Raw genomic sequence first — 25,772 nt, forward strand, 5'->3', positions numbered from 1 at the left:
GGCTATTCGTTCGCTTCGTCGCCCACGGTAACGCGGGCGCGGAATTCCTCGGAGAGCAGTTGCTCGGCGCCTTCGATCACGACGGGCGTGCCGGGCTCGAGCGTGGTGGCGAGCATTCCGCCGGCTACCGGGCGGTCGGTCGGTACGCGCACTCTCGAGAAGCGGCCTGGCTCGCGCTCGACGTAGGCCCAGACGAGGCCCTCCCATTGCACCAGCGCGCGGTCCGGGACGAGCACGCCGCGGCGCGCGGAGCCGCCGCGCGGGAGGAGAGCGAAAACCGCGGCGCCCGGCCGTGCGCCGGACCAGCTCCGCTCCGCGCGGTAGAGAAACGCGGGGAGCCGGGTGAGCGCATCGGCTTCGGGAGAGGCACCGACGAGACGCGCGGTCACCCGGCCACCGGTGCGTCCGGGCGCCACGAGCGCGAGCGAAGCGGGCGGCCGCGGTGCGTCGGCCGGCCATGCGATGCGCGCAAGCGGTTGGGTGTAGTCGGTGATCTCGAGCAGCACCTGGCCGGGCTGCACCATTTCGTCCGGCTGCGCGCCAACGTGGGTGACCACGCCGCCGCGCGGCGCGGCGAGGGGCTTCGCGTCGGACACCTGCGCCACGAGCGCGCCTGCCGACACCCGGTCCCCAAAGCCGGGCCAGTGCGCGCCGTCGGGAACGCTGAGCCGGCCAGCGAGCGGCGCGCGCACCGCGGCCGTGCGATCCGGCTCGGGCACCAGCTCGCCGGTAAGCCGGACCTCGGGCGCCGCCACTGCGGCCCGCACCGGAGCCACGCGAAGGCCCAGGCGGCGCTCATCGGCGGTGTCGAGCACGACCGTGGCCTCGCCGCCGCTCTCCCGCACGCGGCTTGGCGCCACGACGGGCTCCTGCAAACCGGCTTGCGCCTCCAGCCGAGCCTCATGGCGATGATACATGGTGACGAGCCATACGCCCACGAGGACCGCCGTCGCCAATGCGAGCGCTGACGCGAGCGCGCGCGGGAGCGGGCGGCTCATCGCGCCGCCTCATTCACCGTGGGGCTCACCGTCGGATCGGGCCAGGTGACGTTGCCCGGCGGCCAGGCACCGGTCGCCGCGTCGAGCGCGAGCGCCGCCGTGGCCTCGCGCTGCGCCGCCGCGTGCTGCTCCAGGATGGCGCGGCTCTCGGCCAGCTCGAGCGGCTCGAGATCGCCCGCGCCGACCTCGCCACGCTCGTACGCCGCGCGCGCCACTTCGGCGCGACGGCGCGTTGCCGCAAGCACCGAATCGGTACCGGCCGTTTCGCTCCGCGCCACCCGGCAGGCGGCAAGCGCCGCGCCCACATCGGCGATCACGCCCTGCTGCAGCTCCGAGAACCGCGCGGCGGCGGCGGCGCGCCGCGCGGTGGCCTCGGCGATCGGACCGCGATTCCGGTGAAACGGCAGCCGCGGCAGGGCGAGCGCGAGCGTCCAGATGCCGATGCCCTGGTCCCAGTTGAATCCGGGGCCGAGCGTGAGGTCGGGCGAGGCGCCCGCCACGGCCATGCGCAACTCGCCCTCCGCGACGGCGTACTCGGCGAGCCCGCGCCCGATGTCGGTGCGGCGGCGGAGCGCCACCGCGCGCACGCTGTCGGGCGCGGCGGCATGCACGGCGCAGCGCGCCGGCGGGTCGGGCTCGACCCCGATCGAGTCCATCGCGTCCGGCGGCACACCGACCGTGCGCCCGAGCGCCGCGCGTGCGCCGGCCACCGCGCGCGCTTCGCGCGCGAGCGCGGTGCGCGCGCCGGTCTCCTCCGCCTCGATCGCGACCAGCTCGCCACGCCCAACGGCGCCTTCCTCATATCGGTGGCGCAGCCGCGCCGCGAACTTGCCGACGCGCTGCTGCTGCTCGGCGGCATCGCGCGCACGCTGCTCCGCCGCGCCGAGCGCCACCGCGGCGTCACGGACCGCGCGCGCGGTGCGCCACGCAGTGTCGTCCAGCTCCACCTCGGCCAGCGCGGTGCGCGCCCGCGCCGCGGCGACGCGGGCGCCCCGCTTGCCGCCCAGCTCGAGGGTGAAAACGGTCGTGAGCGCGGCAACCCAGCGGGACTCGAACACGTCGCTCGACGTGGCGTAGCCAAGCTGCGATTCCAGCGCAGGCTCGGGCCGCGCGCCGGCCGTAATTTCGCCCGCACGCGCGGCACGCCACTCCGCGCGGGCGCGGTCGAGCGCGGGCTGCCAGTAGAGCGCGGCGAGCGCCAGATCGGCCGGGCGCCACGCGGCGGAGGGCGCGCTGGAGCCATGCTCGCCGAGGTAGCGGACCAGCCCAGGCTCATTGAGCCGGCGCGCCGCAAACGCATCGGCCAGCTCGGCAGGATGGAGCGGCGCGGGTGTGTAGTGCGCGCAGGCGGCGAGGAGCAGCAGGGCGCCGGCATGCGCCGGAAAGCCGGGGCGAGCCGTCACGCGCGCGGGTGATATTGGCGGTGCACCGATCGGAGATACTCGCGGTCCACGTGGGTGTAGAGCTGTGTGGTGGAGAGATCGGCGTGGCCGAGCATCTCCTGTACGGCACGCAAGTCGGCGCCGCCTTCCAGGAGATGGGTGGCGAACGTGTGCCGGAGCGTATGTGGCGTCACCCGCTTGGTGATGCCGGCGCGCTCGGTGCACCGCTTCACGACGCCCCAGGCGCCGACCCGCGAAAGCGGCTCGCCGCGCGCGTTGAGCAGCAGCCGCGCCTTCGATTTGCCGCGGTCGAGCGTCGGACGCAGCTCGTGCAGGTACACGGACACCGCGCCAATCACGCGCCGGCCTATCGGCACGAGCCGCTCCTTGCTCCCCTTGCCGAAGACGCGCACGAGGCCCTCCGTAAGCAGCAGGTCAGCGAGGCCGAGCCCGCAGAGCTCGGAGACGCGAAGCCCGGCGCCGTAGCCCAGCTCCAGCAGCGCGCGGTCGCGCCAGGCGAGCGGGTCGTCCACGCGTGGCGCCGCGATCAGGGCCTCGACCTCCGCCACGGTGAGCGTGTCGGGGAGCGTGCGCCAGCGCTGCGGGCTCTCGAGCCGGTCGCTCGGATCCTCGGCCAGGCGCCCCTCGGCCACGAGAAACGCGAAGTAGGTTCGAATTGCGGAGACCTCGCGCCGGATCGTCGCGGCGCTCATGCCGACGTCCTTCAGCTGATAGATGAAATCGCGGAGCAGGCTGCGGCTCACCGCGGCCGGGCTCCGCACGCCCTTCGAGATGGCGAACCGGCCGAGCCCATGGAGATCGTGAAGGTACGCGGCCACGGTGTTGGGGCTATGCCCCGCCTCGAGCGCGAGGTAGTCGCGAAAGCTCTCCAGCCAGAACGCGCGCTCGACCTCCGCGCGAAGTCCGGCGGGGTCGCTCCCGGCGCCCACTCCGGTCACGGCGCCTCCCCCGCTTCCGGCGTTCCCTTCGGGCCGTTTACGCGCTCGCGCCGCCTGCGCCGCGCCCGCGCGTACGCGAGGGCGAGCCAGAGCGCCACCACCACGGCCGCCGCCACAGCGAGCGCGCGGTTCACCCCGCCGAGGAGTGCCACGATCGCTCCCCACTCGGCGCCGAGCAGCGCGCCGAGGATGGTGATGCCGCCGTACCAAACGGCCGAATGGGCGGCGATCGGAATCGCGGTCCGCAACGGCGGAATATCGGAGATGCCCGCGAACGGCGGCACCACGGCCCGGATGCCGGGCAGGAACCGGGCGAGGAAAATGCCGAGGACGCCGAAGCGGAGGTATTCGCGTCTGATCACGGCGAGTGCGTCCGGCGCGAGTAGCCGGCGGCCACGCTTGGTGGCGAGAAACCGTCGCCCGCGACCGCGCACCGCGAAGTACACCGCGAGCGCACCACCCACGTTGCAGGTCCACACGACCGTGAATACGCCGAGTGGGGAGGTGACTCCGCGCCTCGAAAGAAAGGCGCCGATCAGTGCCGCCGCATCGGCCGGCACCGGGGGCACGACGTTTTCAACGGCGGCGAGGAGACCGAGCGTCAGATAGATCGCGAGCGGCGGGAGTGCGGCCAGCCGCTCGAGCAGCGACTCGATCAGCGGGCCTCCCTCGCGCCGAGCATGGCGACGGCGAGCACGGCGACACCGTCGCCCCGTCCGATGAAACCCATTCCCTCGTTGGTCTTGGCCTTGACGCCGATATCGTCCGCCGACACATCGAGACGCGCCGCGAGTGCTGCCGCCATGGGCGCCAGATGTGGCGCGAGCGCCGGCGCTTCGGTGATCACGGTGAGGTCGGCCTGCCTGAGCGTCCACCCACGGGTGCGGGCGATATCATGCGCCTGGGCCAGCAGCTCGAGCGAGTCGGCGTCCTTCCAGCGCGGATCGGTATCGGGAAAGTGGCGGCCGATGTCGCCGGCACCCGCCGCACCCAGGATCGCGTCGGTCAGCGCGTGCGCCACCGCATCGGCATCCGAGTGCCCGGCGAGCCCGAGCGGATGCGGAATCGTGACACCACCCAGAATGAGAGGACGCCCGGGCGCGAAACGGTGGGAGTCGTAGCCGAGTCCGATGCGGAACGGGAGGCCCGGCTCCCTCACACCAACACCGTGTAGTCCTGCCGCCGCCGCTTCGGCGTGTAGCCGGCGTCCGTGATGAGCCGCTCGATCTCGCCGAGCGTCGTACGATAGGTGGTGCCGGCGGCGGAAACGACGTTCTCTTCCATCATCAGGCTGCCGTAGTCGTTGGCGCCGAAGCTCAGCGCCACCTGGCCCACCTTGTGGCCCATCGTGACCCACGACGACTGCATGTTGGGAACGTTGTCGAGCACGATGCGCGCGATGGCGAGCGTGCGCAGGTAGGTCACCGCGTCGGTCCTGGGCTGGCGCGACATCGTCGGCGTGCCCTCGGGCTGGAGTGGCCAGCAGATGAACGCGGTGAATCCGCCGGTGCGCGCCTGCACTTCGCGCACGCGAAAGAGATGCTCGATCCGGTCGGCGTTGCTCTCGCCCAGCCCGTACATCATCGTGACCGAGGTGCGCATTCCCTGGCGATGCGCCTCCTCCTGGACGCCGAGCCACTCGTCGGTGTGCGCCTTCTTGCGCGCGACGCGCCGGCGCACCTCGTCCACCAGGATCTCGCCGCCGCCGCCGGGAATGCTGTCGAGCCCGGCCGCGGCCAGCTCGCGCACCACGTCGGCCACGGAGAGCGCGAACCGCTCGCTGAAGAAGACGATCTCCGAGGGCGAGAAGCCGTGGATGTGGATCGGGTGGCTGCGCTTGATGTAACGCATCAGGTCGAGGTACCACTCGAAGGGAATGTACGGGTTGTGCCCCCCTTGCAGCAGAATCTGTACGCCGCCGATCGCCTTGCACTCGTCGATCTTGCGTCCGATCTCATCGAAGCTCAGCACGTAGCCTTCGGCATGCTTGGGGCGCCGGTAAAATGCGCAGAAGCCGCAATCGGCGACGCAGACGTTGGTGTAGTTGATGTTCCGATCGATGATGTAAGTGACGACCGACTCGGGATGGAGCCGCCGGCGCGCCTCGTCGGCCAGCCGGCCGAGCTCCAATAGATCGGCGTCCTCGTAGAGCGCGAGGTACTCCTTGAACTCACTCGAAGTGCGATCTACAACATCCATGGAGAGTGGCACTTATGCGGCTGAAATAAAGGACAGTGAGCCGTCGGGCACGAGGCCGTCCCTGGTCAAGCGGCGGAAGAAGTCGGTGAGGCCGGCCAGATGCGCGTAGCTCAACGCGTAATCGAGGTCGCCGAGATAGGCGCGGCAGACGGGCTCCGGCACTGCGGTTTGCCGTGCGGCCGCGGCGGCCAGCTCGTCGAGATGCCCGAGCCCCCACGCGCGCGACTCGAGCAACTGCTCGTGTACCCGGCGCACCTCGGCGGCCGGCGCGTTCCGCCGCGCGGCCCAGACCGCGAACACGAACGGAAGTCCGGTCCACTCCTGCCACGCGGCGCCCAGGTCCACGGTGATCGGATAGCGCCGTTCGGCCGTGAGCATCAGCGCCGCATCGCCGATTACGAGCACCGCCTCGTGCGGAAAGCCCGCGAGTGCCTCGAGGTCTCCCGCCTCCGCGCGCACGGTGGCGAACCGTGGTGTGATGTGCCACCGGTGACGCGATAACAATTCGAGCAGCAGCACCGACGTGCGCGACGAGGCCGTGAGCAGCACCGTGCAGTCCGACAGCTCCGCGACGGGCCGCCGGCTGAAGAGCGCCACGCTGTGCACCGGCCCGTCGCAGGTGATGGCGAGATCGGGCAGGAGATGATAGGCCGCCGCGTTCCGCGCGTACTCGACGGCCGACACCACGCTCACGTCTAGCTCGCCGGCCGCGAGCAGATCGTTGAGCTCCGACGCAGTGCCGGTCACGAGCTCGGCCGGCACCGGCACCAGCGCGCGATCGATGGCGCCATACACCGGGTAGCAGTTGATCCAGGGAATCCGCCCGAGCCTCATGCGGCGTGCACCACGGGCAATGCCGCGCCGCGCCGGTGCGCCCGCCCGTCGGGGTGCTCCGGCGGTGGCGGATCGTCGAAGGCGTCCCGCACGACGCGGTAGAGGCTATCGCGCTCGACGGGCCGGCGCCCCGCCCCTCGGATGAGCCGCACCAACTCGAGGTAGGGCAGGCCCATGGCGGTGCGCGCGCCGGCTTCATGATAGATCCGCTCGTACACCACCGTGCCCTCGACATCGTCGCACCCGAAGTTGAGCGCAATCTGCGACAGGAACGGCGTCACCATGGGCCAGTGGGTCTTGACATGCAACACGTTGTCGAGAAAAAGCCGCGCGACCGCGATGTTCTTGAGATCCTCGTGGCCCGTGGTGGCCGTGCCGACGCGGCCCAGGTCCTCGCCCAGGTCGTTGTGGTCGGGGTGATACGCGAGCGGAATGTAGGTGAGAAACCCGCCGGTCTCGTCCTGCAATGCGCGCAGCATGCTCAGGTGCTCGATCCGGTCCGCCGCCGTCTCCACGTGACCGTAGAGCATGGTGCAGTTGGTCGGGAGGCCTAGCGCGTGCGCGGTGCGATGCACCATGATCCACTCCTCGCCGGTGAGTTTCCGCTCGGCGATCGTGGCGCGGACCGCGGTGCTGAACACTTCGGCGCCACCGCCCGGGAGGCTCGTGAGGCCGGCCTCCTTGAGCGCCACCAGCACCTCGCGCACGCTCGACCGCTCGATCCGCGCGAGGTGCGCGATTTCGACGGCGGTGAGCGCCTTCACGTGCACCTCGGGGTGGCGCTCCTTGAGGCCGCGGATCATGTCCGTGTAATACGAAAGGCGGAGCTTGGGGTGCAGCCCGCCCACGATGTGGAACTCCCGCGTCGGCGCGCCGCGCGCCTGCTCCGCCTCGGCGAACACGTCGTCGAGCGAGCGGGTGTAGGCTCCCGCTTCCTTCGGCAGCCGCGCGAACGAGCAGAAGACGCAGGTGTTGCGCAGGACGCAGACGTTGGTCGGATTGATGTGCTGGTTGGCGCTGAAGAAGACGCGGTCGCCGTTGACGCGTCGGTTGGCCGCGTCGGCCAGCGCGCCGAGACCCAGCAGGTCCGCCGTGGCGTAGAGCGTGAGCCCGTCGGCAGCCTCGAGCCGCTGGCCACCGAGCACCTTCTCGCCGATCGGGCGGAGCGCGGGATCGGCGAGGCGGCCGAGGTCGGGTGCGCGGGACATCGTATCTACGCCGTGTAGTGCAGCTCGCGGAATTCCCGCCGGTAGCGGCCCTCACCGCTCGGCTCGAAAACGTGGCAGTAGGTCATCTCCCCACCGTACACGTGGATCGTCACCGCGGGCGCCCGGTCCGGATTCTCGATGCGGTGATACTCGAACGGCGGAATGAGCGCCCCCGCCTCGCCCCTGCCCGCGAGCACGACGGTTTCCTGCCGGAACTCGACCAGATCCAGCTCGGGATCGCCGCCGCTCACCGAGTATGACGTGACCTTGATGCGCCCGCGATAGACGCACTCCACGCACCACGTGCCGGCGTGGTCGTGAAGCGGCGTGCCCTGGCTCCGGTCCCAGACCATGGCGATCACCGTGTAGCGGCCCGCCGGATCGCGATGGAGCAGCCGGCGCGCATAGCGATCGGGCGCGGGCACGAGAAAGCGCGCGTCGAGCAGCGCCTCGCCCGCGTGCATCACGTCGATCAACACCTGCTTCACCCGGCGGCAGCGGCCCGCGTCGTCGCGCACGGCCACGGCATCATCGAGGCGATGGATCAACTGCTCGACGGCGGCGGATGGTACGGTGGATGTCATGCGACCCTCCTTGCGTTCGAGCGCGATGCTACCCGCGCCAGCCGCGCACGGCCAGCGTCACGTTGTGCCCGCCGAAGCCGAACGAGTTCGAGAGCGCCACGTTGACCGGCCGTTCCACTTTCTGGTTCGGGGCGGAGTCGAGATCGCACTCGGGGTCAGGGTGGAATTGGTTGATGGTCGGAGGAATGACCCCGCAGCGCGCCACGAGGAGCGATACGGCAAACTCGAGCGCGCCCGCGCCGCCGAGCAGGTGCCCGGTCATCGATTTGGTGGAGGCGAATACGAGCTGGCGGGCACGCGGCCCGAAGAGCGACTTCACCGCCTGGGTTTCCGCCACGTCGCCTTGCGGGGTCGAAGTGCCGTGGGCGTTGATGTAGTCGACGTCCGCGGGGTCAATGGCGCCGTCGGCGAGGCAATCGGCCATGGACTGGCGGGCGCCGGCACCGCCCTCGGGCGGTTGGGCCATATGGAACGCGTCGTCGCTCATTCCGTAGCCCAGCACCTCCCCCAGAATCGTGGCGCCCCGCGCCTCGGCGTGCTCCAGGCTCTCGAGTATGATTGACGCGGCGCCGTCGCCCAATACGAAGCCGTCGCGGTCGCGGTCGAAGGGGCGGCTCGCCGTCTCGGGCGAATCGTTGCGGGTGGAGAGCGCCTTCATGTTCTGGAACCCCGCCACCGTGAGCCCGGTGATGGCGGCCTCGGCGCCACCCGCGATCATCACGTCCACCTTGCCGTGCTGCACCAGCCGGTACGCCTCGCCGATGGCGTGCGCCGACGACGCGCAGGCCGACACGGTGCAGAAGTTCGGGCCCTTGAGCCCGTAGCGGATGGCGACGAGCCCGGCAGCGATGTTGGGGATGTACATCGGAACGAAGAATGGCGAGACGCGGTCGGGGCCCTTGAGAAGATAGGCGCTGCAGTTGTCCTCGTAAGTCTGCATCCCGCCGATCCCGCTGCCGATGATGACGCCGGTGCGCGTCGCCGGAAATCTCCCCTCGAGCCCGGCCCGGCTCACGGCCTGGTGCGTGGCCGCGAGCGCGAACTGCGCGAAGAGGTCGTAGCGCCGCGCCTCCTTCCTGTCCATGTAGCGGGAGGCGTCGAAGCCCTTCACCTCGCAGGCGAAGCGGACCTGCAGCCTGGCGGGATCGAACTTGGTGATCGGCGCCGCACCGGACTTGCCCGCCACGAGCGCGGACCAGGTGGAGTCGACGTCGTTGCCGACGGGAGTGACGAGCCCTAAGCCGGTGACGACGACCCGCCGAGTGGCGACCGCAGTGCCCACGGGTGCACCCAAGCTACTTCCCGATCTTCTGGTGAAGATACGTCATCGCATCGCCCACGGTGCGGAGTTTTTCCGCCTCTTCGTCGGGGATGTCGATGTCGAATTCCTTCTCGAAGGCCATCACGAGCTCGACCGTGTCCAGGCTGTCGGCGCCGAGGTCCTCCATGAAGCTCGCCTCGGGGGTCAGTTTCTCGCGCTCCACCCCCAGCTCCTCGACGATGATGTCCTTGACCTTTTCGTCCACGTCGCTCATGTCGTCCTCGTCCCAGATTAAAGGTCCGCCCTCCACGACCCGATCACATCGCCATCCCGCCGTCCACGATCAGCACCTGCCCGGTGATGTAACGCGCCAGGTCCGAGACCAGAAAGAGCACGGCCCCGGCGATATCTTCGGGGCGGCCCAGCCGACCGAGCGGAATGTCCTGTAATAACGACTCCTTCGCTTCGACCGGCAAGGCATCGGTCATGTCGGTTTCGATGAACCCGGGGGCCACGCAATTCACCAGGATATTGCGGCTGGCGTACTCCCGTGCCACCGACCGGGTGAAGCCCACGAGCCCCGCCTTGCTCGCCGCGTAATTGGCCTGCCCCTTGTTGCCCATGAGGCCGACGATGCTCGAGACGTTCACGACGCGTCCGGCGCGGCGCTTGAGCATGCCACGCGTCGCCGCCTTGGTGACGAGGAACGCGCCCTTGAGATTGGTATCGAGCACCGAATCCCACTCGTCCTCGCTCATCCGGAGCAGGAGCTGATCGCGGGTTATGCCGGCATTGTTCACCACGATGTCGAGCGGGCCCAGGGCGCGCTCCGCCGCGGCAACGACCGCATCCACCTGCGCCGCGTCGGTGACCTCGCATGCGAAGCCCGCGGCGCCCTCGCCAAGTACGGCGGCGGCGGCTTCGGCGCGCGCCAGGTCACGCCCGGTGAGGGCCACACGCGCCCCCGCCGCGTGCAGCTCCTCGGCGATCGAGCGGCCGATGCCGCGGGTCCCGCCAGTGATGAGCGCGACCTTGCCGCCGAGATCCACCGCAGTCACGCGCCCGCGGGCTCCCGGCCGCCGCGGCCTCCGGCCGCTGATGCCGCCGTGCCGGCAGGGCCCGCGAGAAAGCGCTCGACCTCGGCCGCGGTGCCGAGGCTCACGGCCCGGGCCTCCGGCACGATGCGCTTGAGCAACCCGGCCAGCACGTTGCCAGGACCAACCTCGACAAAGCTCGCGCCGGGCGCCAGGCGATGCGCAGCCTGCATGCATTCCACCCAGCGCACCGGTGCGGTGAGCTGCTCCTGTAACCGCGCGGAGGCCGCCGCGCCCGTGTGTACCGGCTCGGCGGTCGCGTTGGCGATGACCGGCGCGCACGGATCGCGGAACAAAACCTCGGCGAGCGCCGCGCCGAGCCCGTCGAGCGCGGGTTGCATGAGCGGCGAGTGAAATGCGCCGCTCACCTTGAGCGGCGTGACCCGCTTGGCGCCTCGCGCCCTGCACCGTTCGCCTGCGCGGGTCACCGCCTCGGGATCGCCCGAGATGACGGTTTGCTCCGGCGTGTTGAGGTTGGCTGCGACGGCCACCCGACCGCCGGATGATGCTTCCCGACACGCCGCCTCGACCTCCGCCGTGGCAAGGCCGAGCACAGCGGCCATGGCGCCGGGGCGCTCGACGCCGGCCGCGTACATGAGCTCGCCGCGGCGGCGCACGAGGCGCGCCGCGTCCGGCAGCGTGAGCGTGCCGGCGGCCACGTGCGCGCTGTACTCCCCCAGACTGTGACCGGCCGCGGCGCGCACGTCGCCCAGCCGATCGCCCAGGACGGCGAGCACGGCGCACGAGTGCGCGAGGATGGCGGGCTGCGCGTTATCGGTGCGGGTGAGCTCCTCTTCCGGGCCCTCCCACATGAGGCGCGAGAGCCGCGCGCCAAGCGCCTCGTCCACTGCGGCGAATGCGTCGCGCGCGGCGGGAAAGCGCTCGGCCAGATCTTTCCCCATGCCGACGCGTTGCGCGCCCTGGCCGGGGCACATGAGGACCGTCACCACCGGACGACGGCGCTCCCCCAGGTGAACCCGGCTCCGAACGCAACGAAGAGGAGCAGCGAGCCGCGCGACACCCGCCCCTCCTTCAATGCCTGATCGAGCGCCAGCGGAATCGATGCCGCCGACGTGTTGCCGTAACGGTCGAGATTCACCATCACCTTGTCCATCGGAACGCCGGCGTGCCTGGCCGTCGCCTCGATGATGCGGATGTTGGCCTGGTGCGGGACGAAAAGGTCGATCTCGTCGGCGGTGACGCAGGCGCGGCGGAGCGCTTCGTCGGTCGCCTCCGCCATCGCGTGGACCGCCGCCTTGAACACCTCGCGCCCGGCCATCTTCATGAACTGCGAGCGGTCGCGGATGACCTGCTCGCTGATCGGCTCGCAGCCCGCGCCGCCGGGGATGTACAGCAGATTTGCGAGCCGCCCGTCGGTGCGCAGAAACGTCGAGAGGATGCCCCGGTCGCCGCGCGCCGGCTGGAGCACGACCGCGCCTGCGCCGTCGCCGAAGAGCACCGCGGTCGAGCGGTCCTGCCAATCCACCACCGTCGAGAGCCGCTCCGCGCCGAGCGTGAGCACGTTCCGGCCCTGCCCCGTCGCGATGAGTCCTTCGCCCACCGCAAGCGCGTAGATGAAGCCCGGGCACGCGGCGTGAATGTCGAATGCCGCGGCCGACTCCGCGCCGATGAGCGCCTGCAGGTCGCACGCGGTGCCCGGCATCCGGCGGTCGGGTGAGACGGTGGCGAGGATGATGGTGTCGAGGTCCGCGGCGGTAATGCCTGCCTCGTTCGTGGCGCCGGTCGTGGCGGTGCGGCAGAGCGAGGCGAGCGTTTCCTCCGGCGCCGCGATGCGCCGCTCACGGATGCCGGTGCGCTCGACGATCCACTGGTCCGTGGTGTCGAGCGTGCGGGAGAGGTCGTGATTGGTGACGGTGCGGGCGGGCACCGCGACGCCCAGCCCCGCAATTTCCGCGATGGGGCGGGCCATCATGCGCGGGCCGCTGCGGCGTCCTGCCGCGCGAACTGGGCGCCGATGTGCTCGTCGAGGCGGCGCTCGACCGAGTGTACGGTGACCCGGATCGCATTCTTGATCGCGTTGGCATTCGAGGCGCCGTGGCACATGACGGCGATGCCTTTGACGCCGAGCAGGGGCGCGCCACCGTACTCGGTGTAGTCGAGGAACGTGAGCACCCGGCCGAAGTCCTCCCGCGTGAGCACCTCGGGCGCCTCGCGCCGCATGATGCCCACCAGCAGCTTGGCCGCCGACTCGTAGAACTTGAGGACGATGTTGCCGACGAAGCCGTCGCACACGATCACGTCGACGGGCCCGTGGACCGGGTGGCCGGGCAGGATGTCCCGGCCCTCGATGTTGCCGATGTAATTGAGGCCCGGCGTGCGCTTGAGCAACTGGTGCGCTTCGCGGGCCGTCGCGTTGCCCTTCTCCTCTTCCTCGCCCACATTGAGCAGGCCCACGGTGGGATTGGGCCGGTCGAAGATGTCGCGCACGTAGACGGTGCCCAGGCGGGCGAAGTTCACCAGCTCGCGGGCGGAGCAGTCGACGTTGGCGCCGGCGTCGAGCACGATGACGGGGCGGCTCTCGGTGGGAAAGGCGGATGCCGCCGTCGCTCGTTCCACGCCTTCGTGCAGGCCAAGAATGAGCGTGGAGGCGGCGAGCACCGCGCCGGTGTTGCCCGCTGAAAGAAACGCGTCGGATCTGCCGGCGGCCTGCAGTTTGAGCCCCACCACGATGCTCGAGAGCGGCTTCTTGCGCACGGCCGCGAGCGGCTTCTCGCCCATGCCGATCACGTCGGGCGCGTCGTGGAGCTCGATGTGCGAACGATCCGCGCCCGGGTGGCGCGCGAGCTCAGCTTCGATGACGTCGCGCCGCCCCACGAGCTGGGCGGTGAATGCGGGCGAGCCGGCCGAGCCGTACTCGGCGAGCGCCGCGAGGACGCCCGCGACCTCCGCCGCCGGGGCATGATCGCCGCCCATCGCGTCCACCGCGACGCGGATCACGCTCAGGCGTCCTCGACCTCGACCCGCTTCACGCCCCCGTAGTAGCCGCAAGTATCGCAGACCCGGTGCGGCAGCTTGGGCGAGCTGCAGCGCGGACAGGCCTGGGTCCTGACGGTCGCTGCGGTGTGGTGCCCGCGGCGCAGGCGCTTGCGGGATTTGGACGTGCGTCGCTTCGGGACGGCCATGAATGCCTCAGCGGAGTGCGGTGAAGTGGTGCTACGCTGGTTCGGCCGGCGCGCACTGGCACGCACCGGCATTGCGATCGGCCCCGCACCGCGGGCAGAGGCCCGCGCAATCTTCCCGGCAGAGCGGATAGGGCGATACGGCGAGCGCCAGCTCCTCGCGTACGACGGTGGCCAGGTCGATGGCCGTGGCGTCGGGTGGCAGCGGATAGACGCTCGGGTCGTCGGCCGCGTCGGGATCGTCGCTGAAGAGCGCGTTCAGCTCGGTGTCGATGTGCTGCGGCACGTCGACGAGGCAGCGGCGGCAGCTCGCCCGCACGTCGCCCTCCACCCTGCCACGCCAGAAGTATTCGCCGGGACCCGTCGCCTGGATGCGCCCTTCGACCGCCGCCGGCCCCGTGAGCCCGAGATCGAGCCCCTCGAACGCGGGATCGTCCGGCTCGAGGCGCCCCACGGTCTCCACCGGACCGCGTCGGAGATCGCGAAGGTCGACTCGAAGCATAGCCGCTTATTGTAGTAGGGGTAACGACTTGGGACAAGGGAGCGAGAGGCGGTAGAGAAAGCCGGGAGAGGCGGTAAGGGCGGCAGGGACGGTAAGCGAAATTCAGCCGGCAAGGCGCGCGAGGGTGGCCTCGGTGAAGAAGAAGGCAACCTCGCGGGCGGCGTTGTCGGGGCTGTCGGAGGCGTGGATGACGTTTCGGCCCTTGGATTCGGCGTAGACCTTTCGGACGGTGCCCTCGGCGGCCTCGGCGGGGTCGGTAGCGCCGATCACCGTGCGGAGATGGGACACGGCGTCGGCGCGCTCCAGAGCCATTGGCAAGCAGGGGCCGCTCGTCATGAAGGAAACCAGATCGTTGTAGAACGGGCGGCCGCGATGGATGGCGTAGAAGGCGCCGGCCTCGGCGGGGGTGAGGCGGACGAGGCGCGCGGCGCGGAGCACGAAGCCCTCGCGCTCCAGGTGGGCCAGGATGAGGCCCGCCTTGCCGCGCTGGACGGCATCGGGCTTGATGATGGCGAGCGTCAGGGTCGGCGTGTCGGGCATGGGTGCGGTCCGGGTGTTGGGGTGAACGTGGTGCGCGGTACCTTCGATTCGCTCCGCGTCAGCCGAGGAGGCGGCGCACGATGTCGCTGCGGGTGAGGAACCCGCGGAGCGCCCCGTCGCGTACCACCGGCACGCCGCTCACGTCCTTGTTGGCGAGGAGCGTCGCCGCCTCGGCGACCGTCTGATCCTCGGAGACGCAGAGCACCGTGCGCGCCATCGCATCGCGGACGGCGCGGGCGGGCGCGGCGCCCGGCCGCTGGCCCGCAGTCTCGCCGGTCTGCATCCGCTGCACGTAGGCCGGCCCCAGTACGCGGAGCAGGTCACGCGTCGAGAGGAGGCCCAGCACCTCGCGGGCCGAGCTCACCACGGGCACCGCATCCACGCCGTGCGCGAGGAGGAGCCGGGCCGCTTCGTCGAGCGGCGTGTCCGGAGCCACGGCAAGCGATTCGGGAGGGAGAATGTCCCCCACCAGCAATTGCCCCTCGAGCCGCACGTCGCGCAGCGCCGGCAGCGCGAGCACGGCATCCGGGCCGCTCGCCGCGTGGAGCCCAGTCACGATTTCGGGGCGCGAGAGCGCCCGTGCGAAGGCCGCTACCGTCTGCAAGTACTCTGCAGCCTGGGCCGCCGGCGCCACCACGAGCAGCATGATCCGCGCGCCGGCCGCTTCCGACGAGGCGGCGGCGAATCGCGACCGCGGCGAGGCACCGGCGCTCCGCGCCGGCATCAGGGGTGCCGGTGCCACCCCGAGCGCCACGACGACCTCGTCCACCGCGTCCGTGCGGAAGTGCGCAAGGAACGCATTCGGGCCGAGGTGCATGGTGTCCGCCGGCCACGCCTCGCGCACCACCTCCGCAAGGCGTGCCGCGTCCCTCACGCAACCGTCCGCGACGCACGCGGAAAGCAGCGCGTCGATGCCCTCGGCCCAGGTGGCGGCGGCGAGTGGAACCACCACCCGCCGCGGGCTCAGGAGGTCGGTGAGCCGCCGAAATGCGTTCACATGCGTGCCCGGACCAGCTCGACCACGTCCGCCGGCCGCCGCATGATGCCGAGCCCCGCGTCCGCGAACGCGCCCAGCTTTTCCTCCGCCGTGCCGGAGGAGCCGGAGATGATCGCCCCCGCATGTCCCATCCGCCGCCCCTTGGGCGCCGTCTGCCCCGCGATGAAACCGATCACCGGTTTCGAGATCCGCTCCTTCACGTAACGCGCCGCGTGCTGCTCGTCGGTGCCGCCGATCTCACCGATCAGCACGATCACATCGGTCTCGGGGTCTGCCTCGAAGGCCTGGAGGCAGGCGATGAAGTCGGTGCCGATGATCGGGTCGCCACCGACGCCGACGCAGGTGCTCTGACCGATCCCGGCGCGGGTGAGATGGTTCACCACCTCGTAGGTGAGCGTGCCGCTCCGCGAGATGACGCCCACCCGGCCCGGCGCGCAGATATTGCCCGGAATAATGCCCACCTTGGCGCGCGCCGCCGGGCTGATGAGCCCGGGGCAATTGGGCCCGATGAGCCGCACACCGTGCCGGGCGAGAAACGGCATCACGCGGCTCATGTGCATTACGGGCACGCCTTCGGTGATGCAAACGACGAGCGGAATGCCGGCATCCGCCGCCTCGTAGATGGCGCTTGCCGCCGCCATCGGCGGAACGTAGATGACGGCCGTGTTCGCGGCCGTCTCGCGCACCGCCTCCGCCACGGTGTTGAAGACCGGCACGCTGCCCTCGAAGCGCTGCCCGCCCTTCCCCGGCGTGACGCCGGCCACGACGCTCGTCCCGTACTCGATCATGTGGCGCGCGTGGAACGATCCCTCGCGCCCGGTGATACCCTGCACCAGCAGGCGGGTGCCGCCGTTTACAAAAATGCTCACGCCGCCTCCCGCGCCAGCGCGACCGCGCGCCGCACCGCCTCGTCCATGTCGCTCAGCGCCGTCATCCCCACCTCGTTCAGAATGCGGATCGCCTCGGCTTCGTTGGTGCCGGTGAGCCGGATGACGATCGGCACCCGCACCTTGAACTGGCGTGTTGCCGCGACGATGCCGTTGGCCACGTCGTCCGTGCGGGTGATCCCGCCGAAGATGTTGAAGAGGATTGCCTTCACCCTCGGATCGGCGGTGATGATCCGGAGCGCCGCGATGACCTTCTCCGGGCTCGAGCTGCCGCCGATGTCGAGAAAGTTGGCCGGCTCGCCGCCGTAGTACTTGACCAGGTCCATCGTCGCCATCGCGAGCCCGGCGCCGTTTACCACGCACCCGACGTCCCCGTCGAGCTTGATGAACGACAAGTTGGCGCGCCGGGCCGCCGCCTCGCTCGGCTCCTCGGCCGTGTCGTCGCGCAGCACGCCCAGGTCGGGGCGCCAGAACAGTTCGTTGTCGTCGATGATGATCTTGGCGTCGAGCGCCAGCACACGCCCCTCGGGCGTCGTGGCGAGCGGATTGATCTCGGCGAGCGAGCAGCCGTTGGCGACGAACGCCGCGTAGAGCTGCTCCAGGATGCGCGCCGCGGCCTTCACCTGGGTGAAGTCGCGAAAGAGCGCAAAGGCGAGTGCCAGCGCCTGGTGAGGAAAGAGCCCGTAGGCGGGGTCCACCGCGAGCCGGGTGATCTTCTCCGGCGCGCGCGCCGCCACGTCCTCGATGTCGACGCCGCCGGCCGGGCTCACCATGAAGACCGGCTTCTGGCTCTCGCGGTCCATGATGAGGGCGACGTAGCTCTCGGTCGCGATTTCGGCCGCAGGCACGACGAGAATCTTCTGGACCTCGAGGCCCTTGATCCGCATGCCCAGTATGTCGGCGGCGCAATCGAGCGCTTCGGAAGGATTGCGCGCGAGCCGCACGCCACCCGCCTTGCCGCGCCCGCCGGCGTGCACCTGTGCCTTGATGACCACGGTGCGTCCAAGCCGCCGCGCAATGGCCTCCGCTTCGGTGGGCGTGGTGGCGACGTCGCCGTCGAGCATCGGGATGCCCTGGGCCTTGAGCAGCGCACGGGCCTGGTACTCGTGAATGTTCACGCCGTCCTCACGTTGCCGGGGCGGACACGATGGTAGTGCCGGTCTCGCCGCGGAGCGCGGCGGGGCCCTCGGCGAGACGCGCGATGATGGCGCGTCCGCCGCCTCGCGCGAATTCCGCCGCGGCCTCGAGCTTGGGCCGCATGCCGCCGGCATTCGCTCCGCCGGCTTCGACGAAGGCCGCCGCCTCGTCCGGCGTGAGGCGGCGGAGCGGGCGCGCGGCCGGCGTCCGCCAGCCCTCGTACACCGCGTCCACGTCGGTCAGGATCATCAACACCTCGGCCGAGAGTTGACGCGCGAGGATGGCGGCCACCCGATCCTTGTCGACCACGGCGTCGAGGCCCTCGTGCCCGAGCAGCGGATCGTCGTAGATCGGCGGTCCGCCGCCGCCCGCGGCGATGACCACTACTCCGTCGTCGACCAGCCGCTTCACCAGCGGAAACTCGACCACGCCGAGCGGCCGCGGGCTCGCTGCGAGCCGGCGCCATGCGCCGGCACCGTCGCGGCCCACGGCGAGTCCGGCTTCCGCGAGCTCGGCCGCGTACGGCTCCGCCAGCGCGTGCCCGATCGGTTTCGTGGGGCAGCCGAGCATGGGGTCGTAGCGGTCCACCACGGTCTGGGTGATGAGCGTTACGACCGGACGATCCACCCGCGCGCTCCGGAGACCGTTCTGAAGGGACTGCTGCAGCATGTAACCGATCCAGCCGGCCGTGCCCGCCACCAGCACGCCGAGCGGCAGCGGCTCGATGCGGTCACGGGCGCGCTCGTTGCGCGCCAGCTCGTCGCCGACCTGCGGGCCGTTTCCGTGGACGATCGCGATGCCCCATCCCTCGCGCGCGAGCTGCACGATCGGGGCGACGCTTTCGCGAGCGTGGCGGAACTGGTTGGTGATCGTCGCCCGCTCTCCGGCCCGGGCGAGCGCGTTGCCGCCAAGCGCCAGCACCGCCGTCCTCATGCGCCTCCTGCCGGGATCAAGGCGGGTGCAACCTAGCCCGGGCCCGGAGACCGGGCAAGCGGAATGCGAAGCCGCGCACGGCGTGCAGACGAGCGCGGGCGCCGCTCACGGCACGGCCGAATCGCGCGGCGTGAAGGAGTCGCGCGGCGGGACGGAGTCGCGGAGGGCCGTCGAGTCGGGCGAAGCACCGAGGGTGCGGCGCAGCGCGTCGAACGCGCGGCCGAACTCAGCCCAGTCGCCGGTGCGGAGCGCGCTGTCGGCGAGGCGAACCCAGCGTCGCGCGGCCTCGAGCTCCGCGGCGGGCACCGCGGGCGGCAGCGGGGCGGAGGCGCCTTGCAAGTTGTCCCAGGCCGCCGGAAGTGTGCGCCCGGCGCCGCGCCGCTCGCCCTTCCACACGCTCACCCAGACGAGCGCGGGCCCGCCGCCGCCCGGACGGGGCGCGTAATAGGGGCGGTACGCGCCGAGCGTGCCGCCGTCGCGCCAGAGCGTGAGCGCACCGGGCGTGATGCTATCGCCACGGGCGCCGCTCGTCCGGACCGAATCGGCCAGGCGCTCGTACGACGGAAACCGCGTCCAGGTGGCATCGAGTACGCGCGGCGCTGGAAGCGCGTCGTTCGAGTCTGTGCGCATGACCTCGAGGATCGGCATGCCGCCCCGTACTGCACCCGCGACCACCGCGCTCACCCGCCGGCCCGCCGGACGCTCGAAGATCGCGACCCGGCGGACGTCCGACGTATCGGGCGCCCACCCCGGCTCGGCGATGCGCGGCTCGCCGCCCAGCGTTCCGCTCGCGGGCCGGCCGCTCAGCACACCGAGGCTCCACGGAGCGCGCTCCAGCGCGATCGACTGCACACGGAACTGCGCCGCGGGATACGGAAGTCGCTCGGGCAGCTCATCGGGCAGCTCGCTCGCCGGACGCACCACGCCGGCCGCGATCGAGGCCCAGGCTTCCGCCAGCGGATCGGGATCCCGCTCGCGTCGGAGATAGAGCTTGGTATCGCCGGTCTCGGCCCAGACGACGCCAATGAAGCCCGCGCGCACCGCGCTCGCGCCTTCGCCCCGCCACGGCACGCGCTCCACCAGCGGGAAAGTGCCGCTGCTCACGTAACCATCGCTGATCCAGACGAGCCTGCCTTCGAGAATACGCGCGATCGGCACGCTCCATGTCGCCACGGGCAGGAGCGCATCGAGCCGCTCGGCCGGCGTGAGCCGCCAGACGAGCCGCGCGCCGGCGGGCACGTCACCGAGCAACCGCCCGATCTGCAGCGCCCACGCGAGCATCACGCGGCGGGGCCAGGAGTCGATGGCCGCGCCGCGCCCGCGGCCGTCGGTCTCGATACTCCACGCGGGCGCGCCAGGACGCACCGGCGCGTCGGCCAGCTCCATTACGGTCTGCGGGACGGGGTACGCGTGAGCGTCTCCGGCGCGATACCAGAGGGGATCGCCCACCGCGCTCGCGGTATCCGCCGCCATGGCGGTGAGCGTGATCGTGCCGCTCCCATGGCCCTGCACCGCGAGCCAGGTCGGGCGGCGGACGCCGTTCAGCTCGAGGACGGCGGGACTCACCGAGGCGGCATCGAGCGAGTCGGGTGCCGCGGCGCGCGCGGCGTGGGCATCCCAAAGCGGCGCGAGCCTGGGCGGCGATGTGTCGCGGAGCAGATGGCCGTTGGCGGTGTCGCTCAGCGCGGCGAGGCCGAAAGCGAGCGACGACAGCTCCCGCGTAAGCGCGGGATCCAGCGCGGGCGAGGGCGCATCGCCGTCGAGCGCGGGCAGGATATAGTGGCCCGCGAGCGAGGCGAGCACGAGCACGAGCCAGCCCGCCGCCACGAGCGCGTGCCTCGGCCGCGCCGCCCACACGGCTGAGACGAGTGCCACCATGAGGGCGGTGCCGGTGAGCACCGGCGCGATCACCGTTACGAGATCGGCCGTGGCCCGATCGGGCACCCCGCCCCGGCCGGCCACGAGCTCGTAGGGCTCGAGCATGTAGCCCCAGGCGAGTGCCAATGCCAGGGCGACCAGAAGCCATCCCACGTGCGCCCGCGCATGGTCGTTGATCGCGGGGCGTCCCTCCACCCAGCGGATCGCGCCGACCACGCCATAGAGGCCAACGCACACCACCAGTGCCAGCACCGCGAGCAGCAGGAAGAACCCGTGGAGCGAGCGCCAGAGCGGCAGCTGAGCGACGTAGAGGCCCGGATCGTGGCCCAGCAGTGGCTCGGCAAAGCCGAACGAGAGCCCGTGCCACGCGAGCGCCACCTCCGCCGCCCAGTGCGACGCGGCAATGCCGGTAATGAGACCGAGCAGAAGGCCGCCGATGACCGTGCCGGTGAGCAGGGTTTCGGCGGTGAGCGCTTCGCGGATCTCGAGGTTTGCGACGCGGCGGGAGATCTGCACGGAGCCGATGGCTCGGTACACGACGAGCAGGTGGCCCACGAACCACGCGCTCGCGATGAGCACGCCGCCGAAGCCGAGCGTGAGCTGAAGGACGTGCCAGCCGGTGAGAAACGTGACCGCGGCCGGCGAGATGCCTTCCGCCCACCAGCGGTCGGCGAGCACGCCGGCGGTCCAGTGGCCGGCAAAGAGCACGGCGCCAGCGGCCGCAAATGCGGGGGCGAGCCGCCGCCCGCGCGAGGGCACCGGTTACGCGGTCACGCCCTGCGCGGCGAGCCAGTCCATCACCTCGCCGCGGTAGGCGTCGAGCGCCTCGGGGCTCGTGGCCTCGAACCTGAGCACGAGCACGGGCTGGGTGTTGGACGAGCGGATCAATCCCCAGCCGTGGGGAAACGTCATCCGCACGCCGTCGATCGTATTCACCGGGTACCGCGCGCCGAAGTGCCGCACTGCGCGCTCGGCGATCTCGAACTTGAGATCCTCGGGGCACTCGACCCGGATTTCGGGCGTCGCGAAGGTCCTCGGCAGATCCGCGAGCAACGCCGCCAGGCCGAACGAGGAGCCCGCGGCTACGATGCCGAGCAGCCGGGCTGCGGCAAAGAGCGCGTCATCAAAGCCGAGATAGTCCCCGCCGAAAAACATGTGGCCGCTCATCTCGCCCGCGAGCGGCGCGTGCATCTCCTTCATCTTGGCCTTGATGAGCGAATGCCCGGTCTTCCACATCACCGGCTCGGCGCCCGCGCGCTCGAGCGCCTGCGGCAGCACTTCCGAACACTTCACGTCGAAGATTACCGGTATGCCGCGGCCGAAGCGCCGCACTGCGTCCCGGCCGAAGAGCACGAGTAACTGGTCGCCGAAGATCACGGTGCCGTGCTCGTCCACCGCGCCGATCCGGTCGGCATCGCCGTCGAAGGCGATGCCCAGCTCGGCGCCGGTGCGGCGGACGGCGGCCTGGAGGTCGCGCAGGTTCTCGACTACCGTCGGATCGGGATGGTGATTCGGGAAGCTGCCGTCCGACTCGCAGAAGAGGCCCGTGACCTCCGCGCCGAGCGCCTGCAACGTCGCCACGGCGATCACGCTGCCGACGCCATTGCCGCAGTCCACCACCGCGCGCACCGGCCGGGATACCGAGTTGCGGCTCAGAATCGCCTCCCTGTAGCGCCCGAGGACCGAGCCGTCGCTCGTCTCCTGACCCGTGCCGCTCCGCCACCGCTCGGCCATGATGATCTCCCAGAGACCGAGGATCTCGTCCCCATGGAGCGCGTCGCCGGTCAGGACCATCTTGAATCCGTTGAACTCGGGCGGGTTGTGCGAGCCGGTGACCTGGCAGCCGCCGTCGGTCTCGAGCGCGGTGACGGCAAAGTAAAGCGCCGGCGTGGGCAGCATGCCCACATCCACCGCCGTACCCCCCGCGTCGGCAATGCCTCGGCGGAAGCCGGCGGCGAGCGCGGTGCCGGAGGGCCGGTTGTCGCGCCCCACCGCGAGCCGCGGCGCGCGCCCCAGCCGCTCCCAGCCGACGCTTGCGTACGCGCGCCCCAGCGCACGGGCGAATTCGCGCGTGAGCTCCGTGTCGACCAGCCCGCGGACGTCGTACTGACGAAAAATCGATTTCGCGACCTGCATCAGAACCCTCGACTGCGTGGACGGTGCGCGCGCCGGAGCGGCACGGCGCGGGCACCGATGCTATCGACCGGCCAGCGACGCGGCGCTGCGCAACACGGTGGAGAGCGGCCCCGTGGGCCAGATCCCGAATACGACCACGATCGCAACCGCGACGGCAACCGTGGCGCGCGCCGCCCACGAGAAGGTGACCTGCCGGTGCGATTCCTTGCTCCGCGTGGGCTTCATCGTCATCGCCATGATGATCGGCAGGTAGTAGCCCGCCGAGATGAGGCTCCCGAGCACCAGCACGACCGGAAGAATGTACTGCCCCTCCGCCACCGGCGCGGAGATGAGGTACCACTTGCCGATGAAGCCGAACGTCCCGGGAAAGCCGAGCAGCGACAGCAGGCAGATGCTGAGGGCGAGCGCCGCGCCCGGGCGCACGGAGAAGAGCCCCTCGAGGTCCTCGATCATGACGGTGCGCGAGCCGACGTGCTCGACGGCCGCCACGATGCCGAAGGCGGCGAGCGTGGTCACGGTGTAGGTGAGGAGGTAGAACGACACCGCACCGGCGCCGAGCGTCGTCCCGGCCCAGACGGCCACGAGCGTGTAGCCCGCGTGCGCGATGGAGCTGTAGGCGAGCAGGCGCTTCACCGAACGCTGCGCCAGCGCCACCGTGTTGGCGAGCACGATGGTGGCGATCGCGAGCGCCGCGACCACCGGCTGCCAGAGGTACCCCGCTTCCGGGAAGGCGTGCAGCAACGTGCGGACGAGCGCGGCAAAGGCGGCCACCTTGACGCCGGTGGCCATGAAGCCGGTGATGGGCGTGGGCGCGCCGTCGTACACGTCGGGCGCCCACATGTGAAACGGCACGGCGGAAATCTTGAACGCGAACCCCACGAGGAGCAGCGCCAGCCCGAGCCCCGCCATCGGCGAGAGCGGTGCACCCGAAAGCCGCCGGCCGATCTCGGTGAGATTCGTGGCCCCGGTGGCACCGAAGACGAGCGCGATGCCGTACAGCAGGAACGCCGAGGCGAATGCCCCGATCAGGAAGTACTTGAGCGCCGCCTCGGCCGACGAGCGGCGAAAGCGGTCAAAGCCCGCGAGCACGTACACTGCAACCGACATGACCTCGAGGCCGAGGAAGGTCACGATCAGGTCTTCCGCGGCCGCGAGCAGCAGCATGCCGATCGTGGCGAGCAGCACGAGCACGTAGTACTCTGGCGCGAGCAGGCGCTGGCGGTCGAGATAGCGGAGCGAGAGAAGAATGGTCGCGGCCGAGGAGAGCAGGATCACCGCCGCCCCGCCGAAGCGGTAATCGTCCACCGCGACCATGAAGGGCGCGCCGGCCGAATGCGCGCCGCCGAGCGCCATCACGCCGAGCGCCGCGCTTGCGACCAGGATGCCGACGAAGGCGAGCCACCCGGCGAGGTGCACGTCCTCCTCCGTGTCATGCCGCCACGCCACCACGAGCAGCATGAGGAGCACCCACGCGGTGAGGAGGACCTCCGGCAGCAGTCCGATCAGCGCGTCGAGCGGCACGCGGAGGTCGAGGGGCCTCATCGGCGCGCCTCGATGGTCTGGCCCGGCACGCCGAGCACCGCCGGAGGCACGTGGGGGCGGACGGTTTCGACGTAACGGATGCTGGCCGCCTCGGTGCGGCGCAGAATCGGGCGCGGGTAGATGCCCATCCACACCATGGCGGCGATGAGCGGGATCATCACCGCCAGCTCGCGCAGGTTCAAGTCCCGCACCTTCTCGTTCTCCGGATTGCTGAGCCGGTTGAAGAAGACGCGCTGCACCGCCCAGAGCAGGTAGGCGGCGGCAAAGATCACCACGGTGGTGGCAAAGCCCGTGGCCCAGGGGAAGCGGCCGAAGCTCCCGAGCAGCACCAGGAATTCACCGATGAAGCCGTTGAGACCCGGCAGGCCGATCGCAGCGAAGGCGGTGACGGTGAAGGCCGCCGCGAGGAGCGGCGCCACCCGCGCGAGGCCACCGAAGTCCGCGATCATGCGGGTGTGCCGGCGCTCGTAGAGCATACCCACCAGGAAGAAGAGCGCGCCGGTCGAAATCCCGTGCGCGATCATGACCATGATCGCCCCCTGGACGCTCTGGACGGTGCCGGCCCAGATGCCGAGCATGACGAAGCCGAGGTGGCTCACGGAGGAATACGCAACCACGCGCTTCAAGTCGGGCTGCACCATCGAGACGAGCGCGCCGTACACGATGCCGATGACCGCGAGCACCACCACGACGTTGGACACCGTGGGGCTCAGCGCAAATGCCGTGAAGAACGGGACCGCGAATCGTAGGAACCCGTACGTCCCCATCTTGAGCAGGATCACCGCCAGGTCCACGCTTCCCGCGGTGGGCGCCTCGCCGTGCGCGTCGGGCAGCCAGGTATGGAAGGGGAAGACCGGTACCTTGACCGCGAAGGCGAGCGCGAACGCGGCGAAGAGCCACGGCGCCTTGTCGCCCAGCAGATCCTTGTGCGCCAGCAGGTAGTCGTACGCGAACGAGTAGGTGCCGGTCCCCTGGCCCACGGTCCACACCATCGCGATGATCGCCACCAGCATGAGGAGCGACCCCGAGAAGGTGTAGATGAAGAACTTCTCCGACGCGTAGAGCCGCCGCGTGCTGCCCCAGATGCCGATGATGAAGTACATCGGCACCAGCAGCAGCTCCCAGAAGCAGTAGAAGAGGAAGAGGTCGAGCGAGACGAAGACGCCGATCATCCCGACCTTGAGCGCCAGGAGCAGCGCGTAGAAGCCGCGCTGCTTGAAGTCGATCTGGTGCCAGCTCCCCCACACGAGCAGCGGCATCATCGCGGTCGAGAGCAGCACCATGAAGATCGACAAACCGTCGAGGCCCACGTAGTAGCTCACGCCCCACTGCGGGAGCCAGTCCACGCGGGTGACGAACTGCATGCCGCCGTTCGACGGATCGAAGGCCCACCAGAGCCCGAGCGAGATGACGAACTCGAACAGCCCGACGCAGAGCGCCACCACCCGCGCCCATGCGGACCGGGATACCACGACCAGCACCATGCCGACGAGCGGCGTCACCAGGAGGACCTGGAGGATCCAGCGGCTGTAGCCGATCGAATCGAGAAAGGCGTGCATCG

At 70.7% G+C, this 25,772-nt stretch carries 26 protein-coding genes; all 26 read right to left on the reverse strand.

The window, feature by feature from the left end; all coding sequences use genetic code 11:
- Nucleotides 1–2 precede the first annotated feature (2 nt).
- The 26 genes from VFW66_01800 to VFW66_01925 all read right to left on the reverse strand — a co-directional run bounded on the left by VFW66_01800 (nt 3) and on the right by VFW66_01925 (nt 25,770).
- Nucleotides 3–998, reverse strand: coding sequence for an HlyD family efflux transporter periplasmic adaptor subunit (locus VFW66_01800; protein ID HEX5385412.1), 996 nt, complete (start codon nt 996–998; stop codon nt 3–5).
- Complete coding sequence (locus VFW66_01805) at nt 995–2,401, reverse strand: TolC family protein (GenBank protein ID HEX5385413.1); 1,407 nt, start codon at nt 2,399–2,401, stop codon at nt 995–997. Before VFW66_01805 ends, VFW66_01800 begins: the two co-directional genes overlap by 4 nt.
- Complete coding sequence (gene xerD, locus VFW66_01810; protein HEX5385414.1) at nt 2,398–3,339, reverse strand: site-specific tyrosine recombinase XerD; 942 nt, start codon at nt 3,337–3,339, stop codon at nt 2,398–2,400. The genes VFW66_01805 and xerD overlap by 4 nt, the downstream gene beginning before the upstream one ends.
- Nucleotides 3,336–3,908: a VTT domain-containing protein gene (locus VFW66_01815; GenBank protein HEX5385415.1), complete on the reverse strand. Its 573-nt coding sequence runs from the start codon at nt 3,906–3,908 to the stop codon at nt 3,336–3,338. The genes xerD and VFW66_01815 overlap by 4 nt, the downstream gene beginning before the upstream one ends.
- An 86-nt stretch (nt 3,909–3,994) precedes the next feature.
- Nucleotides 3,995–4,498 carry a 2-C-methyl-D-erythritol 2,4-cyclodiphosphate synthase gene (gene ispF / locus VFW66_01820; protein HEX5385416.1) on the reverse strand — a complete coding sequence of 168 codons (504 nt, stop codon included), beginning with the start codon at nt 4,496–4,498 and terminating at the stop codon, nt 3,995–3,997.
- Nucleotides 4,495–5,538, reverse strand: a complete 1,044-nt coding sequence (mqnC, locus tag VFW66_01825) for a cyclic dehypoxanthinyl futalosine synthase (GenBank protein HEX5385417.1) — start codon at nt 5,536–5,538, stop codon at nt 4,495–4,497. The genes ispF and mqnC overlap by 4 nt, the downstream gene beginning before the upstream one ends.
- Before the next feature lie 12 nt (nt 5,539–5,550).
- A complete protein-coding gene (locus VFW66_01830; GenBank protein ID HEX5385418.1) occupies nt 5,551–6,372 on the reverse strand; it encodes a menaquinone biosynthesis protein in 822 nt (273 codons plus the stop codon).
- Complete coding sequence (gene mqnE / locus VFW66_01835; GenBank protein ID HEX5385419.1) at nt 6,369–7,580, reverse strand: aminofutalosine synthase MqnE; 1,212 nt, start codon at nt 7,578–7,580, stop codon at nt 6,369–6,371. The genes VFW66_01830 and mqnE overlap by 4 nt, the downstream gene beginning before the upstream one ends.
- Before the next feature lie 5 nt (nt 7,581–7,585).
- Nucleotides 7,586–8,164 (reverse strand): cysteine dioxygenase family protein, encoded by a 579-nt coding sequence (locus tag VFW66_01840; GenBank protein ID HEX5385420.1) that lies wholly within the window; start codon nt 8,162–8,164, stop codon nt 7,586–7,588.
- A gap of 28 nt (nt 8,165–8,192) precedes the next feature.
- Nucleotides 8,193–9,446: a beta-ketoacyl-ACP synthase II gene (gene fabF / locus VFW66_01845; GenBank protein HEX5385421.1), complete on the reverse strand. Its 1,254-nt coding sequence runs from the start codon at nt 9,444–9,446 to the stop codon at nt 8,193–8,195.
- 13 nt (nt 9,447–9,459) lie between these two features.
- Nucleotides 9,460–9,699, reverse strand: coding sequence for an acyl carrier protein (locus VFW66_01850; protein ID HEX5385422.1), 240 nt, complete (start codon nt 9,697–9,699; stop codon nt 9,460–9,462).
- Nucleotides 9,700–9,742: 43 nt separating this feature from the next.
- The gene (gene fabG / locus VFW66_01855) at nt 9,743–10,483 is read right to left on the reverse strand and encodes a 3-oxoacyl-[acyl-carrier-protein] reductase (GenBank protein ID HEX5385423.1); all 741 of its coding nucleotides are present in this window, start codon (nt 10,481–10,483) and stop codon (nt 9,743–9,745) included.
- Nucleotides 10,480–11,469, reverse strand: a complete 990-nt coding sequence (fabD, locus tag VFW66_01860) for an ACP S-malonyltransferase (protein ID HEX5385424.1) — start codon at nt 11,467–11,469, stop codon at nt 10,480–10,482. Before fabD ends, fabG begins: the two co-directional genes overlap by 4 nt.
- Entirely contained in the window at nt 11,463–12,452 is a 990-nt protein-coding gene (locus VFW66_01865; GenBank protein HEX5385425.1) for a beta-ketoacyl-ACP synthase III, read from the reverse strand. Before VFW66_01865 ends, fabD begins: the two co-directional genes overlap by 7 nt.
- A complete protein-coding gene (plsX, locus tag VFW66_01870) occupies nt 12,449–13,477 on the reverse strand; it encodes a phosphate acyltransferase PlsX (protein ID HEX5385426.1) in 1,029 nt (342 codons plus the stop codon). Before plsX ends, VFW66_01865 begins: the two co-directional genes overlap by 4 nt.
- 2 nt (nt 13,478–13,479) lie before the next feature.
- The gene (gene rpmF / locus VFW66_01875; GenBank protein HEX5385427.1) at nt 13,480–13,662 is read right to left on the reverse strand and encodes a 50S ribosomal protein L32; all 183 of its coding nucleotides are present in this window, start codon (nt 13,660–13,662) and stop codon (nt 13,480–13,482) included.
- A gap of 31 nt (nt 13,663–13,693) precedes the next feature.
- The gene (locus tag VFW66_01880) at nt 13,694–14,161 is read right to left on the reverse strand and encodes a DUF177 domain-containing protein (protein ID HEX5385428.1); all 468 of its coding nucleotides are present in this window, start codon (nt 14,159–14,161) and stop codon (nt 13,694–13,696) included.
- Nucleotides 14,162–14,263: 102 nt separating this feature from the next.
- A complete protein-coding gene (ndk, locus tag VFW66_01885) occupies nt 14,264–14,701 on the reverse strand; it encodes a nucleoside-diphosphate kinase (protein HEX5385429.1) in 438 nt (145 codons plus the stop codon).
- A gap of 58 nt (nt 14,702–14,759) precedes the next feature.
- Nucleotides 14,760–15,698, reverse strand: a complete 939-nt coding sequence (locus tag VFW66_01890) for a CBS domain-containing protein (protein HEX5385430.1) — start codon at nt 15,696–15,698, stop codon at nt 14,760–14,762.
- On the reverse strand, nt 15,695–16,567 hold the full coding sequence (sucD, locus tag VFW66_01895; GenBank protein ID HEX5385431.1) for a succinate--CoA ligase subunit alpha: 873 nt from the start codon (nt 16,565–16,567) through the stop codon (nt 15,695–15,697). The genes VFW66_01890 and sucD overlap by 4 nt, the downstream gene beginning before the upstream one ends.
- Nucleotides 16,564–17,703, reverse strand: a complete 1,140-nt coding sequence (gene sucC, locus VFW66_01900; GenBank protein ID HEX5385432.1) for an ADP-forming succinate--CoA ligase subunit beta — start codon at nt 17,701–17,703, stop codon at nt 16,564–16,566. Before sucC ends, sucD begins: the two co-directional genes overlap by 4 nt.
- A gap of 7 nt (nt 17,704–17,710) precedes the next feature.
- The gene (locus tag VFW66_01905) at nt 17,711–18,655 is read right to left on the reverse strand and encodes a carbamate kinase (protein HEX5385433.1); all 945 of its coding nucleotides are present in this window, start codon (nt 18,653–18,655) and stop codon (nt 17,711–17,713) included.
- 105 nt (nt 18,656–18,760) lie between these two features.
- The gene (locus VFW66_01910; GenBank protein ID HEX5385434.1) at nt 18,761–21,292 is read right to left on the reverse strand and encodes a UPF0182 family protein; all 2,532 of its coding nucleotides are present in this window, start codon (nt 21,290–21,292) and stop codon (nt 18,761–18,763) included.
- Nucleotides 21,293–21,295: 3 nt separating this feature from the next.
- Nucleotides 21,296–22,669: a phosphomannomutase/phosphoglucomutase gene (locus tag VFW66_01915; GenBank protein ID HEX5385435.1), complete on the reverse strand. Its 1,374-nt coding sequence runs from the start codon at nt 22,667–22,669 to the stop codon at nt 21,296–21,298.
- A 60-nt stretch (nt 22,670–22,729) separates the two neighbouring features.
- Nucleotides 22,730–24,211 (reverse strand): NADH-quinone oxidoreductase subunit N, encoded by a 1,482-nt coding sequence (locus tag VFW66_01920; GenBank protein HEX5385436.1) that lies wholly within the window; start codon nt 24,209–24,211, stop codon nt 22,730–22,732.
- The gene (locus tag VFW66_01925) at nt 24,208–25,770 is read right to left on the reverse strand and encodes an NADH-quinone oxidoreductase subunit M (GenBank protein HEX5385437.1); all 1,563 of its coding nucleotides are present in this window, start codon (nt 25,768–25,770) and stop codon (nt 24,208–24,210) included. The genes VFW66_01920 and VFW66_01925 overlap by 4 nt, the downstream gene beginning before the upstream one ends.
- Between the last annotated feature and the right edge of the window lie 2 nt (nt 25,771–25,772).

Source organism: Gemmatimonadales bacterium, from assembly GCA_036279355.1.
Classification (GTDB): domain Bacteria; phylum Gemmatimonadota; class Gemmatimonadetes; order Gemmatimonadales; family GWC2-71-9; genus DASQPE01.

Coding starts and splice junctions, on each gene's coding strand:
- VFW66_01800 (HEX5385412.1), bottom strand. CDS start 998: ATGAGCCGCCCGCTCCCGCGCGCGCTCGCGTCAGCGCTCGCATTGGCG.
- mqnC (HEX5385417.1), bottom strand. CDS start 5,538: ATGGATGTTGTAGATCGCACTTCGAGTGAGTTCAAGGAGTACCTCGCG.
- VFW66_01830 (HEX5385418.1), bottom strand. CDS start 6,372: ATGAGGCTCGGGCGGATTCCCTGGATCAACTGCTACCCGGTGTATGGC.
- mqnE (HEX5385419.1), bottom strand. CDS start 7,580: ATGTCCCGCGCACCCGACCTCGGCCGCCTCGCCGATCCCGCGCTCCGC.
- VFW66_01840 (HEX5385420.1), bottom strand. CDS start 8,164: ATGACATCCACCGTACCATCCGCCGCCGTCGAGCAGTTGATCCATCGC.
- VFW66_01850 (HEX5385422.1), bottom strand. CDS start 9,699: ATGAGCGACGTGGACGAAAAGGTCAAGGACATCATCGTCGAGGAGCTG.
- VFW66_01865 (HEX5385425.1), bottom strand. CDS start 12,452: ATGATGGCCCGCCCCATCGCGGAAATTGCGGGGCTGGGCGTCGCGGTG.
- rpmF (HEX5385427.1), bottom strand. CDS start 13,662: ATGGCCGTCCCGAAGCGACGCACGTCCAAATCCCGCAAGCGCCTGCGC.
- VFW66_01880 (HEX5385428.1), bottom strand. CDS start 14,161: ATGCTTCGAGTCGACCTTCGCGATCTCCGACGCGGTCCGGTGGAGACC.
- ndk (HEX5385429.1), bottom strand. CDS start 14,701: ATGCCCGACACGCCGACCCTGACGCTCGCCATCATCAAGCCCGATGCC.
- VFW66_01905 (HEX5385433.1), bottom strand. CDS start 18,655: ATGAGGACGGCGGTGCTGGCGCTTGGCGGCAACGCGCTCGCCCGGGCC.
- VFW66_01915 (HEX5385435.1), bottom strand. CDS start 22,669: ATGCAGGTCGCGAAATCGATTTTTCGTCAGTACGACGTCCGCGGGCTG.
- VFW66_01920 (HEX5385436.1), bottom strand. CDS start 24,211: ATGAGGCCCCTCGACCTCCGCGTGCCGCTCGACGCGCTGATCGGACTG.
- VFW66_01925 (HEX5385437.1), bottom strand. CDS start 25,770: ATGCACGCCTTTCTCGATTCGATCGGCTACAGCCGCTGGATCCTCCAG.